Consider the following 15598-nt stretch of genomic DNA (forward strand, 5'->3'; position numbering starts at 1 on the left):
ATATGCAAAAAACAGCAGTATGCACGACCCGCCAGGCATGGGATCGGGCCGCTGACATGTATCAGGCGGGATTGTTTCAAAGCTATGATTGGGGAATCCTCATGGAAGAGCTTCCCGGCACGTCATTTCACCCTGTCAGACTGACAACGGACGGAGGACAGGTCATCTATCTTCCGCTTTTTGAACAGAAGGGCGTATTATCCGGCAATATGATCGGATACGGCGGCGTTATTTCAGATCGCCCCATCTCATTTGAATGGCTTCAAAGTGAAATCCAGGCCATATTCGGCCGGAACATATCCCGGATGCTGCTGCCGTACGGTCAGACTTCTTTTACAGAAGAAATCGGGGAAGGGTGGACGGAAAAGGTGACACGGATCCTTACGCTTCCGGACACGTTTGACGAACTTTGGACGGGCATTTCCGGAAAAGCCCGGACGGCAGTCAGATACGCTGAAAAAGAGAATATTGTCACCCGGCTGATCGGGCGAAAAGAACTTGGCGCGTTTTATGACCTCTACAAAGAGCATACGGCGGCAATCGGCGCGGCTTATGTGCTGAGCCAGGGCTTTTTCCAAAAGCTGCTTGACACGTTTGCGGACCGGATGTTTTGGATCGGAGCATATCAGGATGAGACGCTGATCAGCAGCAGTATTTTTCTCTATGACCGCTCTCATTTCTATTATTGGCAGAATGTAAACAGTCTGGCGGGAAAAAAAGCGCAGGCCTCTTACTTATTGATGCGTGACGCCCTGCAATTCGCCATTTGCCGCAAGCTTCAATGGGCTGATTTTGGCTATTCACACAGTAAAGAAATCGCGAGACCGAAACGATATTGGGGAGCTGAAGAAAAACAATGCCGACTTTTTACGAAACCGGAATGAAAACAATAAGCGGCCATCAATCCAGTTATCTGCCGTGGTACGGTTTTTTTGAAAAAATGTATAAGTCGGATCTGTTTGCCATTCATGACACAGCCCAATTTGAGAAAAAAGGATTTCTCAACCGCAACAGAATCAAAACGCCGCAAGGCCCCAGATGGCTGACAGTGCCTTTGCAGATGAAACAATATAAAGACATAGAGCTTCGGCATATGAAAATCGACCAGACACAGGATTGGCGGAAAAAACATTGGATGGCGATTAAGATGAACTATGCGAAAGCTCCCTATTTTGAGCGATACCAGCATTTTTTTCAAGATGTCTATCAGCGGGAGTGGGGATATCTCCATGATTTGAATATGCACATCATTGAATTTTTCCGAAAAGAGCTCCGAATTGAAACGCCGCTCTGTTATGTCTCTGAGCTTGAATGCCGGAAGGAGAAAAAAAGCGATTTTGTTTTAGCGCTTTGTCAGGAGCTGGGGGCGGACCGTTATTATTCAGGCAGTCAGGGTTCCGACTATTTAATAGAAAGCGATTTTGAAAGAAACGGAATTGTCATTGAGTATCAGCAGATCCGACATTTTGGCTATCCTCAATTATTCGGGGAGCATATCCCTCACCTCTCCATGCTCGATATGCTGATGAACTGCGGAGCGGATACAGCTGAAATGTTAGTTAAAGGAGGGCAATATGATGAAAGTAATGGTATTTGCAGCGCATCCCGACGATGAAATTATCGGCGTCGGCGGCACGCTCGCCAAACATGTCCGCCAAGGTGACAGCGTGTCGGCAGTCATTATGGCGGAAGGCAAATCATCAAGAAAAACGGATTACAAAAAGCCTGAAGATTCCGTTATGGAGCATTCTAATCAAGAAACGGAGCAGGCGCTCAGCACTTTGGGCATCCATGATTTTGTCAGGCTGAACCTTCCTGATAACAGAATGGATTCAATGGATTTGCTGGATGTCGTGAAGGAAGCGGAGAAACAAATCAATCGTTTTCAGCCTGACATTGTGTATACCCAGTACGGCGGTGACATTAATATTGACCACTCCGTCGTATTCAGAGCGGTCATGACGGCAACCCGTCCGCTTCCCGGTCATACGGTAAAACGGGTTTTTGCCTATGAAACATTGTCTTCGACGGAATGGAATTACTGTCAGAAGGATCAGTTTCATGCCAATTTCTTCGTTAATATTGAAGACGAGCTTGAAACGAAATTGAAATCGATGGCGTGTTACGGCTCCGAGCTCAGAGACTTCCCTCATCCCCGCTCTTTGCAGGCGATCGAACATAATGCCCGTGTGTGGGGAGCAAAAGCGGGTTTTTCGGCTGCGGAAGCGTTTATGCTGGTGAGAGGAACATGGTGACTGTCCTATGATTGCTCAAATTCCGTTTTTCGGACTTGATCCGAAGCAAATCGATGAGAAATGGGTGGAAGCGGGATACGGTCTGGAAGCGAATATTTTTGACGGCCATTCCTTTGAGGAAGCGGATTATCTCAAAACATTTAATCAGACGCTGGAATATGCGAAACAGCTTGATCCTTCATTATTAACGCTGCATTTTCCGACAGATCATGCCGATTATGTGAATGAAGATCACATCAAAAAACAGCTTTATCACTTTGCGGAGCTCGCTGTGAAATACGGCGCCAAAGGCATAACCGTTCATGCCAATCAATTTATGACGGTTGAGGAATTTCAAGTCTATGACCTGGAAGGAAACCGTAAAAAAATCGTTGAGTTTTTCGCGGAGTTTGATGAGCGGCTGAAAGGGACGGACATTTGGATCGGTGTGGAAAACCTTCCGATCATCGGGAATCTGGGAGAGGATTTTGATCCGATTTTCATTTATCCTGAGGATTTTACAGAGCTGGTGCAGCTGGATCTGAAGCATGTCGGTATTACGTGGGATCTGTGCCATTGGGCGATTACCTATCAGACTCACTTGTCTTCCGCCCTTATGTTCAGAAATGATCAGCTGAAATATCCCGATTTCTTTCAGTTTCTTTCGATAAAAGAGAGCATTAAGCATTATCACTTCAGCTCATTTCGCCAGCTTGCGTTCCCGCATGGCGGCGTCCGCTGTTTTGAGGGCCGCCATCCGAGTGAAGGGACGATCGCTGAGGAGCTGCTGAGACGGGCTGCAGATACTTTGCAGGAGCTTTATCGGAATCAAGATACCGGCATTGTATTTGAGGTGATGGAAGAGGATTATACGGAAAGACGGGAATCATGGAGAACGCTGGAATGGTTCGGCGGTGTTTCTGATGACGAGGATCAAAAAAGGGTCTGATATGACATATCGAACACCGAACTATGCAAAGCTTTGGTGTGCACAGGTGTTTTCTTCAGCAGCGGACGGGGTCTGGCTCATTGCTCTGCCGCTGTTAGTGCTGGAATTGACCGGCAGCAAAATTCTAGTCGGCGTTATTTCTTTTATCGAACTCGTGCCGTTGACATTTGGCGTGCTGGCGGGTCCGCTGATTGATTTATTCCGAAAAAAGTCGATCTTGTATTTGTGCAATACGGGCCGGGCCGCCATTATGATCCTCTTGGCGGTGCTCAGTGCGAACGATTTATTAACCGTGTGGATAGCCGGGGTGTGCGCCTTTTGTCTATCTCTGCAATCGATGCTGTTTGCGCCGGCGAAAGTCGCGATCATTCCGCTGCTCGTCCGCAAACAGCATCTTGATCAGGCGACATCTCTGATCAATACGAGTGACTTGATCGGACTCATCGTCGGAAAATTGATCAGCGGGATCATGATTGCGGCTATTCCGTTCGGGCTGCTGTTTGCCATAAACGGAACTGCTTTTTTTATCTCTGCGGCATTTATCGCGTTCATTCGTATTTCAGAACAGCCCGATGAAAAAAGCAACGGAACTGAAGATGTAAAAGCCGGTTACAGAATGCTGAAAGGAAATGCGGCATGGCTGACATCGGTCGGATACTTTTTCGTCGTAAATCTCGTCATTGCCGGCCTTATTTCAGTAATGGGGCCGATTCTTGCTGTGGAGCGTTTTCAGCAGAACTATTCTGTATGGTTTGCCGTCATGTATTCAATGTTTCAGGCGGGGATGCTTTTGGGCAATCTGGCCGTATTTTTCAAATGGAATACAAAACGCTTGAACCGGCTGTACCCGCGGACGTTAACGGCAGCGGGACTGCTCATTATGCTCCTGTTTTTTCCCCTTCATGGGTTTGAGTGCATCATTTTCCTGGTGCTTGGCATCATCATCTCGTATATTGATGTGCAAACGGTGCTGTATTTCCAAAAGACGGTTCCGGCTGCATATTTCGGAAGGGTCTTTGCACTGATTTTTTCCATTGTCAAAATGGGTGAACCGCTGTCGGCCGCTGTCTACACAGGGCTTCTGCTGTTGATGAATGCGGATTATATTTTTGCGGCGGTCGGACTGACCCTTACGATCGTTTTTGCTATTTTTTCAGTCAGACAAGGGAGTCAAAGAAATACAGAGAAACAAGCGGATCAATCCGTCTGAATGGTAAACGAAGGGGCGCCGATGTCAGCCGGCGCCCTTTTTATCATAAATCCAAATAAAGCCTTATCATATCCCGGCATTGAATGCCGTTTTCAAAAATGTCTTCATCATAATGCCTGATAAAAAAATCATGGTCGACAGCCTGAATACGGAATCCGCATTTTTGATAGAGTGACAGCTGATGAATACTGGAATTCCCGGTGCCGATTTCAATCGTGTCAGCCCCCGATTGTCTCGCTTTTTCAATGGCATCCCGCACCAGCTGTTTCCCGAATCCCCTGTTCTGCAGCGATTCTTTTACCGCGATGTTTACGATTTCTATCGTTTTAGGCCTTGTTTGCAATAAAACGTAAACCCCTGCAAGCTCGTCTGATGTCCAAGCCGTATAGCATTCTCCTCTTACAAGATAATCATCGACAATCTCTTTCGACGGATCGGCCAGCAGTAATAGTTCATACAGCGCTTCATCCGGCTCCGCGGCTTTTCGGATGCTCAGTTTTTGCATGTCCGTTTTTCCTCCTCTGTTATGATCGACAGCTATTTTTGAAAATAACTCCAAAATCATTCTACTTTATTATAAAATATGAAACATAGGAAAAGTTATACAAGTTTTGCAGATTGAATAGGAGGAAAGTCATGTTTTTTTGTAAGCATTGCGGCCAGCAGAACAATGAAGAAGCGCATTTCTGTAAAGAATGCGGAAAACCGATCGGGAAAGGAAGCCGGCTGGAGCGGCAGGCGGCTGTAAAAGCGGCTGAACCTGCTTCACAAATGAGAAAGCCGATCCCTAAAAAAACGCTCTTCATGTGGGGCGGCATTGCCGCAGCGCTGATCTTATTGATTGCCGCATATAAAACCGGAGCCTGGCTGACATCTGAAAAAAGGCTCACGGATCAATTCGAACAGGCGGTTCATGACGGGGACACGAAAAAGCTCGCAGCCCTGCTCACTCCTTCAGACAAAAAACTGAAGCTGAATGAGACCAATGTCAAACCGCTCCTTGCATACGCAAAGAAACACGATGAACTGCTGGCATCGCTTCGCGGCAATTCATCAGAAACAGATGCGGTATACGTCAAAAAAGAGGGTAAAACCCTTCTTTTGTTTGACCATTACGAACTGAAAGTCGATCCGGTTTATTTCCGGGTCACAAGCAATTATAAAGGCGCCGATCTTTATATCAACAGCGAGAAAACAGGTACGGTCAAAAAAGCCGATGAAACCCAAATCTTCGGCCCGTATGCACCCGGTGTCTACACGGCGGAAGCCAAGCTTAAAAATGAGACGGTTGACGTTGTCAAAAAACAAGAGGCAGAGGCGGCCGGCAGCCGGAATGTTGAGTTTGACCTGCCGTTAGACGCCGAGGATGTGACATTCACTCCGGCAGACAGCTTCAAAAGCGCGAAAGGCGATCTGCTGATAAACGGCAAGTCCGTCCATAAAGATCCGTTTACATCCGTTACATATGGTCCGCTCTTAACTGACGGTTCCATGACAGCCGCCGTGGAGGCTGATTTTCCTTGGGGTAAAATGAAAACTGCCGATGTCCCGATCAACAGTACTGATGTGGACTTAACGCTTATCCCGGATCAAGATACACAACAAACAATCATGGACACGATTGTCAAAACAACGAAGCAGTATACAAAAGCGATGGCAGACGGAAATACCGATCAGATGACCGAGGCTGGTTCCGCCTGGAAAGAGCAGACGAAAGAAGTGGTATCCGGCATGAAGAGTTCCGGCACCTTTTTGAAGGATCAGTATAAAGAGACAAGCTTTGATCTGGATTCATTTGCGATTTCTCAAGAGAACGGCCGCTGGCAAGTAACTGTTACGGGTAAAGAGCTTCATGAGTCTGCTTATTTCGACGGGAATACGAAGCCTGATATGGAAGAGGCTGAGCCGAGCTTTCACTATGTACTCTCATATGATACAAAACATAAAAAATGGGTTTTCGAAAAAGCTGACCCTGCCTCAGATTCTTCTGGGACAAATGTAAAAAAAATAAAAAACGACCAGCCGAAAACCTATACATCCGCATGGGCATCATCCAAAGGAAATACAGCTTCAGGCAGCCTCACGAATGAACAAGTCACATCGTTTATGACTGATTACCTGACAAATCAATCAAGCGCCGTCAGCCTTAACAATTTTGCCATCATGGCGGGTAATTTAGAAGAGGGAAGCCCTTTGTATGCTGATCAGCAGAAACTGGTCAAAAAACTGCACAGCGAGGGGACGACCGAAGTATTTAATGAAGTGAATGTCAAAAGCTTTTCACAGAAAGGCTCTCATCTGACGATTCATACGTACGAGGAGTTTTATATTACGAAAGCCGGCGGCAGTCCGAAGCTCAGAACATACAATTGGACGTATGGCGGCATTGTTAAAGACGGAAGAATTTATTTAACATCCATTCAATAAAATAAACCCCCGCGCCAATCAGGCGGCGGGGGTTTCCGTTTTTAAAAGAAGAAATAATTCATGAGTTCTTTTATATAATGCTTGATCGTGAATTGAAACGTTACGCAAATGATCAAATAGATGACGATAACAGAATAAATGATATCCGCCTTAGTAGTGAGCTGATGCTGATAGCTCGCCAGCATGAGCGGAGGCACGGCAAACGCCGCTCCTAAAAGACCGACAGCCAGAATGGTGAAGCAAACGGTTGTATGAAGCAGCATAAAAATGAGGGCAAGAAGCAAAATAGCTGTAAACGGAATCAAAAATGCCCCGAATCTGGACAGCGAATCTTTAAATGACACCTGCGCGCCGCCGGCCTTCAAAGCGATAAAAGTCAAGAGATACAGGCAAAAAACGCATAATGCAAAGGTAAGCGCCGGTTTGACCACAATCGCGGTAAAACTGACGTCACGAAAGCCGTCTGATAAGAGAATATAAAACATAATCGGCGTCACCAGGCAGAAAAGCACCATGTTGATGATGCTGCTGACAAGCTGTTCGCCTCCTGTCGTTTTACATGTTTGATACGGTCGCTTTAACACATCAAGCACGAATAAGGCAAATTGCTTTGAAGCCTGCTTAGCCGCGGCGCCGGCCTGAGCGGCCTGGCCCTGCGTTTGGCCTGCGCCTCCCTGCCCGGGCTGGGGCGCCCCGCACTTTTCACAAAACTTTCCGCCATCAGTATGATGGCCGCATTGAGAACAATACATTCTAAAACTCCTTTTACAAGTAATATAGGGATTTTGTTCAATATTTACATTATAAAAGAAAATAGGACGGATGTAACGGAGTTTTCTAAAGATATACAAATCACCTTCTCTATGAATTGATAATAGAGAAAAAGTACCCTTTATGGTAGAATTTTATTGGAGCTGATAGATATCATGTCTCTCGGCGCATTGATTCAGAGTGAAAAAGGAAATTAACGCATGCTAAAAAAATTGAAAATGCTTTATCGGCTGTTGAAATTCGGAAAAGGCTTATGGAGATAGCAAACAGAAAAAACCGTCCTTACAAGGACGGTTTTTTCTGTTTCCGGATTGTCCGGCTGAGGTTATAAAAAGCAGACCCCGGGGTAAAAACCATGCATAAGAAACAGCGGAGAACAAAACATAACTCAATAACGGCAAGTCATAAGGAGGTACGCATGTTTTCATTCATCATTCATGTCTTCATTTCACTGTTTGCAGTCTCCAATCCCATCGGAAACGTGCCGATTTTTCTTTCACTGACGGAAGGGTACTCGGAGAAAGAACGGACAGCGATCGCGCGCAAGGCTTCCGTGCTGTCGTTTATCATCTTGGCGGCTTTTTTAATCTTCGGCCATCTGATCTTTAAACTGTTTGACATTAACATTCATGCCTTACGTATCGCGGGCGGCATTTTTATTTTCGGCATCGCTTATAATCTTCTGAACGCGAAGAAATCTCATGTACAGTCTCTCCATCATGAAGAGAAAGGGGAGAGCAAGGAGAAAGCCGATATATCTGTGACGCCTTTGTCGATTCCGATTATCGCCGGACCCGGTACGATCGCGACGGTGATGAGTCTGTCGGCCGGTCATGGCGGCATCTTCCATTACATCAGCGTGCTTATCGGCATTGCGGCCGTCATCGCGATGACGTTCATCTTCTTTCACTATTCATCTTTCATCAGCAATAAGCTCGGGAAAACCGAAATGAACGTCATTACCCGACTGATGGGGCTGATTTTGGCGGTGGTCGCGATCGGCATGATCGGCGCCGGTCTGAAAGGCATGTTCCCGATATTGGTTTCCTGACTTAAAAAAGCAGCGCCCGGTTATCTTCGGGTGCTGCTTTTTTCTATTTTCGGCACATGCTGAAACACTTCTTCACTCTCAAAAAATTCTATCAAACGGCTCAGCCAGTCATAATAATGGAGCCAATCCGTCAGTTCATCCAAAAGCTGACGGGCTTTTTCTTCAATATCGGGACTGAGATTTTCCGATTCCAGAAGCTCAGTCAGCTCGCGGTTCAGTTTTTTATAGAGCATTTTGTTTTTGCTGACCGCCTTTGTCCAGTTTGCCGTAAACAGGGAGATAAACGTCTGGTAATAATCACGCTCCACGTCATAAAGGTCTTTGCGAACGCCTTTTTCAAACACTTTTTCAGCCAGATTGACATCGGTCATTTCGCGGACCACCTGGCTCATCCTCGTTTTGCTCATCCCGGTCGCCTCTGACAGCTCATTTAACGTCATCGGCTTGCGGTTCATATAAATAATACCGAGCACACGTCCCAATGTGGCCGGCATTCCGAATGTATGCATATTCTCGGCGATTCTCTCAATGAGATGCTCTTCAGCATGCCCGATGATATCAAGAGCGTTTTTTTCCACGGCTGATCATCCCTTCACTGGCTTTTCATGCTGACAATATATCATATTTTTTACAGTTGATGAAAAAGATGATGCGGCAGGATATGCGAGCTATCGGGAGCGATTGTAAGAACATCCGCATTGTCAGCGGGATAACATGAAAAAATACGTATATTGTATATAATTTCAACACATTGTAAACTTTTTATTTTACAAATTTCATCTTATAATAAAGATTATACTTTTCAGAAAAATAACGGAACCCTTCGGAGGTGCACGGATTGCTGAGATTAGAAAATGTATCAAAAGTCTATAAAGGCGGAAAAAAAGCTGTCAACAGCATTGATTTAAATATCGAAAAAGGCGAGTTTATTTGTTTTATCGGGCCGAGCGGCTGCGGAAAAACGACGACGATGAAAATGATTAACAGACTGATTGAGCCGTCATCCGGAAAGATTTTTATCGATGGCGAAAACATTATGGAGCAGGACCCGGTGGAGCTGAGACGGAAAATCGGCTACGTCATTCAGCAGATCGGACTTTTCCCTCATATGACCATTCAGCAGAACATTTCCCTCGTGCCGAAACTGCTGAAATGGCCGGAACAAAAGCGGAAGGAACGGGCGCGGGAGCTTTTGAAGCTCGTCGATATGGGCCCGGAATATTTAGACCGCTATCCTCACGAGCTGAGCGGGGGACAGCAGCAGAGAATCGGCGTGCTGCGCGCCCTTGCAGCGGAACCTCCCCTTATTCTCATGGATGAACCGTTCGGAGCGCTTGACCCGATTACGCGGGATTCCCTTCAGGAAGAATTCAAAAAACTGCAAAGAACATTGAATAAAACGATTGTGTTTGTAACCCACGATATGGATGAAGCCATTAAGCTGGCTGACCGGATCGTCATTTTAAAAGCGGGAGAGATCGTTCAGGCCGGCACTCCTGATGACATTCTCCGGAATCCGGCTAATGAGTTTGTCGAAGAATTTATCGGCAAAGAACGGTTATTGCAATCAAGACCGGATATTGAACGCGTCGAGCAGATGATGAATAAAAAGCCTGTCACCGTTACGGCGGACAAAACGCTTTCGCAGGCGATACAGGTGATGCGGGAACACCGTGTCGATTCCCTGCTTGTCGTTGATGACCTGAATGTGCTGCAAGGATATGTGGATGTCGAAATCATTGATCAGAACCGGAAAAAAGCGAGCCTCGTCGGCGACGTGCTCCGCTCTGATCTGTATACAGTCGAGCAGGGGACACTGCTGCGCGATACCGTACGCAAAATTTTAAAGCGCGGAATGAAATATGTACCCGTCGTTGATGAACAAAGGCATTTAGTCGGAATTGTCACGAGAGCGAGCCTTGTCGACATCGTTTACGATTCAATCTGGGGCGAGGAAGACCAGCTGGTGACAGGCTGACAAGGGGAGGAACGCTTACAATGAATGAAATGATCAAGTTTTTGCAGACGAACGGCGGAGAACTGTTATATAAAACGTGGGAGCATTTATACATTTCGATCATCGCCGTCATATTAGGCATTGTCGTCGCCGTTCCGCTCGGAGTGGCGCTGACGAGAATGAAAAAGGGCGCAGGCGCCGTCATCGGCGCCGTCAACATTGTGCAGACCTTGCCGAGTCTCGCGATACTGGCGTTTTTTATCCCGCTGTTAGGCGTGGGAAAGGTGCCCGCGATCGTCGCGCTGTTTTTCTATTCGGTGCTGCCGATTCTCAGGAACACGTATACCGGCATTCAAGGCGTAAACAAAAATCTGCTGGAATCGGGAAAAGGCATCGGCATGACGGTCTGGGAGCAGATCAGGCTTGTGGAACTGCCGCTTGCGGTTCCGGTGATCATGGCGGGCATCCGCACATCCACCATTTATCTGATCGGCTGGGCGACGCTTGCTTCCTTTATCGGGGGCGGCGGGCTCGGAGACTATATTTTTATCGGCCTGAATCTCTATCAGCCTGAATATATTATCGGCGGCGCCGTGCCGGTCACCATTTTAGCCATTATCATTGATTATCTGCTAGCGGCGACGGAACGGAAGGTGACGCCGAAAGGGCTGAAAGGACTGAAGGAAGTATCATAAGGAGTTGGCTGTTTTGAAAAAAAACCAAAAGAGATGGATGTGCGCACTGGCGCTGTCAGCTGCTCTGCTTCTAGGCGGCTGTTCCCTTCCCGGCCTGAGCGGGGCTTCCGATGATACGATTAAAATCGGGGCGCAAAGCATGACGGAATCAGAAATTATCGCCAATATGATCGCACAGATGATTGAGCACAATACAGACTTGAATACGGCATTAATTAAAAACCTCGGATCGAACTATGTCCAGCAGCAAGCGATGCTCGGCGGTGAAATCGATATCGCCGCGACGCGCTACTCGGGAACGGATTTAACGAGCACCCTCGGCATGGAAGCGGAAAAAGATCCGAAAAAAGCATTATCCATCGTACAGAAAGAATTTGAGAAACGCTTCCATTACAAATGGTTTGATTCTTACGGATTTGAGAACACATACGCTTTTACCGTCACGAAAGAGCTTGCGGAAAAAGACCATTTAGACAAAGTGTCCGATATTAAGAAGCATGCGGATCAATTTAAGCTCGGTGTAGACAATGCGTGGCTGAAAAGAAAAGGTGACGGCTATAAAGGCTTTACCGACACGTACGGTTTTGAATTCGGCACAACCTATCCGATGCAGATCGGACTTGTATACGATGCCGTGAAAAACGGGAAAATGGACGCCGTCCTCGCTTATTCAACGGACGGACGGATTAAAGCGTACGATCTGAAAATTTTAAAAGACGACAAGCGGTTTTTCCCGCCGTATGACTGTTCGCCGGTCATTCCCGACAGCGTGCTGAAGCAGCATCCTGAACTGAAGGGCATTGTGAATAAACTGATCGGCAAAATCGATACGGAAACGATGCAGGAATTGAATTACGAGGTGGATGGCAAGCTGAAAGAACCGTCCGTCGTCGCTAAAGAATTTTTGGAGAAACATCATTATTTTGAATAAGAAATGAGGTGGGGCAAATGGAAGTGCTGCAGCAGCTCGGCACTTATTATTCTCAAAACGGCGCCTATGTGCTTCAGGAGTTTTACCGCCATTTTCTCATGTCGGTATACGGCGTTTTATTTGCGGCGATCGTTGGGGTTCCGCTCGGCATCTTCATTGCCAGGCACAGAACATTAAGCGGCTGGGTATTCGCGGTGACAAACGTGATTCAGACCGTGCCGGCGCTTGCGATGCTTGCGGTGCTGATGCTCGTCATGGGGCTCGGCGCCAATACGGTGATATTGTCGCTGTTTTTATATTCGCTTCTTCCGATCATCCGGAATACGTACACGGGAATCGCCAGCATTGAACACGCTTATCTTGAATCGGGAAAAGCGATGGGCATGACCAAATTTCAGGTGCTCCGCATGGTGGAGCTGCCGCTTGCGCTTTCCGTCATCATGGCGGGGCTGCGGACGGCGCTCGTCATCGCGATCGGCATTACGGCAATCGGTACGTTTGTCGGCGCGGGCGGACTCGGTGACATTATTGTCAGGGGCTCAAACGCCACGAACGGAACCGCGATTATTTTGGCCGGCGCCATTCCGACAGCGCTGATGGCCGTTATCGCAGATCTTGTGATGGCATGGCTGGAGCGGGCGCTGAGTCCGGTGAGAAAGAAAAAACGAACCAAAGCGCCGAATGCGGCATGAAAAAAACGCCTTGCGGATCAGGGCGTTTTTTTCTTATGGCTTCGGAACATGCTTGAAAATTTCTTCGCTTTCAAAAAACTCGATCAGACGGCTGATCCAGTTGTAGTAATCTAGCCAATCCTTTAATTCTTTCAGCAGTTCGTTGATTTTTTCCTCAGCTTCTTCCGGCACGCCGTTTTCAAGGACGGCCGTCAGTTCGCGGTTCAGCTTTTTATGCATCATTTTATTTTTGCTGACGACCTTGCTCCATGTGGCCGTAAACAGCGTAATAAAGGTTTGGTAATAATCCTGCTCGACGTCGTATAAATCTTTGCGGACGCCTTTTTCAAACACTTTTTCCGCCAGATTGACGTCAAGCATTTCACGGACCGCCTGGCTCATTCTCGTCTTGCTCATGCCGGTCGCTTCTGATAATTCAGTTAAGGTCATCGGCTTGCGGTTCATATAAATAATGCCTAAAATGCGCCCCACCGTCGCGGGCATTCCGAATGTATGCATATTTTCAGCGATTCGTTCTATCAAATGATCTTCAGCTTGTTCGATTACGTGTAACGGATCTTTCTCCAACAGTTTCAATCCTTTCAGTCAGCAATTCCGATGTCAATATACCACATTTTTAAACCGGCGGAAATGCTCTTCCGAGAGAATTTGGCAGTAATCCGGAGCAATAAGAAGAACTTTGCCGGTCAATACGGGTTAATCAGTGCTTACACAACCTTTATATATAATATGGACAAATTGTAAACTTTTTAATTTACAAAGTTTAATTTATAATGGAAAACGTTCAATTGTCTGAAAAGTTAAATTTGAATTTAACGAATTGAATAAACTTAATCGTGGAGGTGTGAGTGTTTGCTGACATTAGAAAATGTCTCGAAAATGTATAAAGGCGGGAAAAAAGCCGTCAACAGCATCAACCTGAATATCGCCAAAGGCGAATTTATTTGTTTTATCGGGCCGAGCGGCTGCGGCAAAACGACGACGATGAAAATGATCAACCGCTTAATTGAACCGACAGAAGGCAGAATCCTGATAGAAGGCCGAAACATTATGGAACAAGACCCGGTGGAACTCAGAAGAAGCATCGGCTATGTCATCCAGCAGATCGGGCTGTTTCCGCATATGACCATTCAGCAGAACATTACGCTCGTTCCGAAGCTTTTAAAGCATCCTGCCGAAAAATGGAAGGAACGGGCGCGGGAGCTTTTAAAGCTCGTTGATATGGGGCCTGAATATTTAGACCGTTACCCTCATGAACTGAGCGGAGGACAGCAGCAGCGAATAGGTGTATTACGGGCACTTGCCGCAGAGCCGCCGCTCATCTTAATGGATGAACCGTTCGGGGCGCTTGACCCGATTACGAGAGATTCCCTTCAGGAAGAATTTAAAAAACTGCAAAAAACCTTACATAAAACCATCGTATTTGTTACCCATGATATGGACGAAGCCATCAAGCTTGCGGACAGAATCGTCATTCTGAAAGCGGGAGAAATCGTCCAGGCCGGAACGCCTGATGAGATTCTCAGATTTCCGGCGAATGAATTTGTTGAGGAGTTTATCGGCAAGGAACGGCTGATCCAATCATCCAGCCCTGATATTGAACGGGTGGAGCAGATCATGAATCCCGATCCCGTGACGGTAACACCTGAGAAAACACTGTCAGCCGCCATTCAGCTGATGCGTGCCGAGCGGGTGGATTCGCTGCTCGTCATTGATGAAAAGAACGTTCTCCAAGGTTATGTCGATGTGGAGATGATTGACCGCAAACGAAGACAAGCGGTAACCGTCGCGGAAGTGCTTGACCGGGATCTGTACACGGTCAGAAGCGGCACTCTGCTCCGCGACGCCGTCCATAAAATTTTAAAAAGAGGCATGAAATTTGTGCCGGTCCTTGATGAAGCCGGCCGGCTAACGGGAATCGTGACAAGGGCAAGCCTCGTTGACATCGTCTATGACTCCATCTGGGGAGAAGAGAATCAGCTCGCGGTGATGTCATGAGGAGGCTTCAATTGATATGAATCAGACCGTGCAATTTTTACAGGCAAATGGAGGAGAGATGCTTTATAAAACATGGGAGCATCTGTACATCTCATTAATCGCCGTCATGGCGGGCATTCTCGCCGCCGTTCCGCTCGGCGTCCTGCTGACGAGGATGAAAAGAGGAGCCGGCGCCGTCATCGGCATCGTCAACATCATTCAAACTTTGCCGAGCCTTGCCATTCTTGCGTTTTTTATTCCGCTTTTAGGCGTAGGAAAGATCCCGGCCGTTGCGGCGCTGTTTTTCTATTCGATGCTGCCGATTCTCAGAAACACGTATACGGGGATTCTCGGCGTCAATCGGCATCTTTTGGAATCGGGAAAAGGAATCGGCATGACGGCATGGGAGCAGATCAGGCTTGTAGAGCTCCCGCTTGCCGCTCCGGTCATCATGGCGGGCATCAGGACGTCTTCGATTTATTTAATCGGCTGGGCGACGCTCGCCTCCTTTATCGGCGGAGGCGGGCTGGGAGATTACATTTTTATCGGCTTAAACCTTTATCAGCCGGAGTATATTATCGCAGGCGCCGTTCCGGTCACAGTGCTGGCGGCAGCCGTCGATTACATGCTGGGGATGACAGAACGGAAAGTCACGCCTGACGGGCTGAAAAGCATAAAGGACGCTTCATAAGGAGGAGGTCTCT

The 15598-nt window shown here is 47.2% G+C and carries 17 protein-coding genes; 13 read left to right on the forward strand and 4 right to left on the reverse strand.

What is annotated here, in order from left to right; translation table 11 throughout:
• The first annotated feature begins 2 nt into the window (after positions 1 to 2).
• The 5 genes from ABK447_RS03500 to ABK447_RS03520 are packed head-to-tail and all read left to right on the forward strand — an operon-like array spanning position 3 to position 4393.
• Positions 3 to 884, forward strand: a complete 882-nt coding sequence (locus tag ABK447_RS03500; protein WP_094031296.1) for a GNAT family N-acetyltransferase — start codon at positions 3 to 5, stop codon at positions 882 to 884.
• Positions 857 to 1615, forward strand: a complete 759-nt coding sequence (locus tag ABK447_RS03505) for a WbqC family protein (protein WP_094031295.1) — start codon at positions 857 to 859, stop codon at positions 1613 to 1615. The genes ABK447_RS03500 and ABK447_RS03505 overlap by 28 nt, the downstream gene beginning before the upstream one ends.
• Positions 1578 to 2255 (forward strand): PIG-L deacetylase family protein, encoded by a 678-nt coding sequence (locus ABK447_RS03510; protein ID WP_053574060.1) that lies wholly within the window; start codon positions 1578 to 1580, stop codon positions 2253 to 2255. The genes ABK447_RS03505 and ABK447_RS03510 overlap by 38 nt, the downstream gene beginning before the upstream one ends.
• A gap of 7 nt (positions 2256 to 2262) precedes the next feature.
• On the forward strand, positions 2263 to 3183 hold the full coding sequence (locus tag ABK447_RS03515; protein WP_094031294.1) for a sugar phosphate isomerase/epimerase: 921 nt from the start codon (positions 2263 to 2265) through the stop codon (positions 3181 to 3183).
• Positions 3158 to 4393, forward strand: coding sequence for an MFS transporter (locus ABK447_RS03520; protein WP_094031293.1), 1236 nt, complete (start codon positions 3158 to 3160; stop codon positions 4391 to 4393). Before ABK447_RS03515 ends, ABK447_RS03520 begins: the two co-directional genes overlap by 26 nt.
• 43 nt (positions 4394 to 4436) lie before the next feature.
• Here the strand turns inward: ABK447_RS03520 and ABK447_RS03525 are convergent, their stop codons facing one another.
• Positions 4437 to 4898: an N-acetyltransferase gene (locus ABK447_RS03525; protein ID WP_007409969.1), complete on the reverse strand. Its 462-nt coding sequence runs from the start codon at positions 4896 to 4898 to the stop codon at positions 4437 to 4439.
• A gap of 131 nt (positions 4899 to 5029) precedes the next feature.
• Here ABK447_RS03525 and ABK447_RS03530 point away from each other — a divergent pair, with 131 nt between their 5' ends.
• A complete protein-coding gene (locus tag ABK447_RS03530) occupies positions 5030 to 6820 on the forward strand; it encodes a zinc ribbon domain-containing protein (protein ID WP_052827860.1) in 1791 nt (596 codons plus the stop codon).
• A gap of 41 nt (positions 6821 to 6861) precedes the next feature.
• Here the strand turns inward: ABK447_RS03530 and ABK447_RS03535 are convergent, their stop codons facing one another.
• Positions 6862 to 7572: a hypothetical protein gene (locus ABK447_RS03535; protein ID WP_100001615.1), complete on the reverse strand. Its 711-nt coding sequence runs from the start codon at positions 7570 to 7572 to the stop codon at positions 6862 to 6864.
• A gap of 437 nt (positions 7573 to 8009) precedes the next feature.
• Between ABK447_RS03535 and ABK447_RS03540 the strand changes: the two genes are divergently transcribed.
• Positions 8010 to 8642, forward strand: coding sequence for an NAAT family transporter (locus tag ABK447_RS03540; RefSeq protein ID WP_007409973.1), 633 nt, complete (start codon positions 8010 to 8012; stop codon positions 8640 to 8642).
• 20 nt (positions 8643 to 8662) lie between these two features.
• Here the strand turns inward: ABK447_RS03540 and ABK447_RS03545 are convergent, their stop codons facing one another.
• Positions 8663 to 9220 (reverse strand): GbsR/MarR family transcriptional regulator, encoded by a 558-nt coding sequence (locus tag ABK447_RS03545; protein WP_007409974.1) that lies wholly within the window; start codon positions 9218 to 9220, stop codon positions 8663 to 8665.
• Positions 9221 to 9480: 260 nt separating this feature from the next.
• Here ABK447_RS03545 and opuCA point away from each other — a divergent pair, with 260 nt between their 5' ends.
• Genes opuCA through opuCD form a run of 4 tightly spaced genes read left to right on the forward strand, consistent with a single transcriptional unit; the run spans position 9481 to position 12917 of the window.
• On the forward strand, positions 9481 to 10620 hold the full coding sequence (opuCA, locus tag ABK447_RS03550; protein ID WP_003151651.1) for an osmoprotectant ABC transporter ATP-binding protein OpuCA: 1140 nt from the start codon (positions 9481 to 9483) through the stop codon (positions 10618 to 10620).
• 20 nt (positions 10621 to 10640) lie between these two features.
• Complete coding sequence (locus ABK447_RS03555) at positions 10641 to 11294, forward strand: ABC transporter permease (RefSeq protein ID WP_003151654.1); 654 nt, start codon at positions 10641 to 10643, stop codon at positions 11292 to 11294.
• A 37-nt stretch (positions 11295 to 11331) separates the two neighbouring features.
• On the forward strand, positions 11332 to 12225 hold the full coding sequence (gene opuCC / locus ABK447_RS03560; RefSeq protein WP_094031897.1) for an osmoprotectant ABC transporter substrate-binding lipoprotein OpuCC: 894 nt from the start codon (positions 11332 to 11334) through the stop codon (positions 12223 to 12225).
• Positions 12226 to 12242: 17 nt separating this feature from the next.
• On the forward strand, positions 12243 to 12917 hold the full coding sequence (gene opuCD, locus ABK447_RS03565) for a glycine betaine/carnitine/choline/choline sulfate ABC transporter permease OpuCD (protein ID WP_012118473.1): 675 nt from the start codon (positions 12243 to 12245) through the stop codon (positions 12915 to 12917).
• A gap of 33 nt (positions 12918 to 12950) precedes the next feature.
• On the opposite strand, the gene ABK447_RS03570 is transcribed toward opuCD, so the two are convergent.
• Positions 12951 to 13484: a GbsR/MarR family transcriptional regulator gene (locus tag ABK447_RS03570; RefSeq protein WP_003151660.1), complete on the reverse strand. Its 534-nt coding sequence runs from the start codon at positions 13482 to 13484 to the stop codon at positions 12951 to 12953.
• A gap of 285 nt (positions 13485 to 13769) precedes the next feature.
• Between ABK447_RS03570 and ABK447_RS03575 the strand changes: the two genes are divergently transcribed.
• The gene (locus ABK447_RS03575) at positions 13770 to 14915 is read left to right on the forward strand and encodes a betaine/proline/choline family ABC transporter ATP-binding protein (protein ID WP_100001613.1); all 1146 of its coding nucleotides are present in this window, start codon (positions 13770 to 13772) and stop codon (positions 14913 to 14915) included.
• 16 nt (positions 14916 to 14931) lie between these two features.
• On the forward strand, positions 14932 to 15585 hold the full coding sequence (locus ABK447_RS03580; protein ID WP_007409977.1) for an ABC transporter permease: 654 nt from the start codon (positions 14932 to 14934) through the stop codon (positions 15583 to 15585).
• Positions 15586 to 15598 lie beyond the last annotated feature (13 nt).

This window comes from Bacillus sp. hwrm1 (genome assembly GCF_040207805.1).
Taxonomy (GTDB): domain Bacteria; phylum Bacillota; class Bacilli; order Bacillales; family Bacillaceae; genus Bacillus; species Bacillus velezensis.

Coding starts and splice junctions, on each gene's coding strand:
- ABK447_RS03500 (WP_094031296.1), top strand. CDS start 3: ATGCAAAAAACAGCAGTATGCACGACCCGCCAGGCATGGGATCGGGCC.
- ABK447_RS03505 (WP_094031295.1), top strand. CDS start 857: ATGCCGACTTTTTACGAAACCGGAATGAAAACAATAAGCGGCCATCAA.
- ABK447_RS03510 (WP_053574060.1), top strand. CDS start 1,578: ATGAAAGTAATGGTATTTGCAGCGCATCCCGACGATGAAATTATCGGC.
- ABK447_RS03515 (WP_094031294.1), top strand. CDS start 2,263: ATGATTGCTCAAATTCCGTTTTTCGGACTTGATCCGAAGCAAATCGAT.
- ABK447_RS03520 (WP_094031293.1), top strand. CDS start 3,158: ATGACGAGGATCAAAAAAGGGTCTGATATGACATATCGAACACCGAAC.
- ABK447_RS03525 (WP_007409969.1), bottom strand. CDS start 4,898: ATGCAAAAACTGAGCATCCGAAAAGCCGCGGAGCCGGATGAAGCGCTG.
- ABK447_RS03530 (WP_052827860.1), top strand. CDS start 5,030: ATGTTTTTTTGTAAGCATTGCGGCCAGCAGAACAATGAAGAAGCGCAT.
- ABK447_RS03535 (WP_100001615.1), bottom strand. CDS start 7,572: ATGTATTGTTCTCAATGCGGCCATCATACTGATGGCGGAAAGTTTTGT.
- ABK447_RS03540 (WP_007409973.1), top strand. CDS start 8,010: ATGTTTTCATTCATCATTCATGTCTTCATTTCACTGTTTGCAGTCTCC.
- ABK447_RS03555 (WP_003151654.1), top strand. CDS start 10,641: ATGAATGAAATGATCAAGTTTTTGCAGACGAACGGCGGAGAACTGTTA.
- opuCC (WP_094031897.1), top strand. CDS start 11,332: ATGTGCGCACTGGCGCTGTCAGCTGCTCTGCTTCTAGGCGGCTGTTCC.
- opuCD (WP_012118473.1), top strand. CDS start 12,243: ATGGAAGTGCTGCAGCAGCTCGGCACTTATTATTCTCAAAACGGCGCC.
- ABK447_RS03580 (WP_007409977.1), top strand. CDS start 14,932: ATGAATCAGACCGTGCAATTTTTACAGGCAAATGGAGGAGAGATGCTT.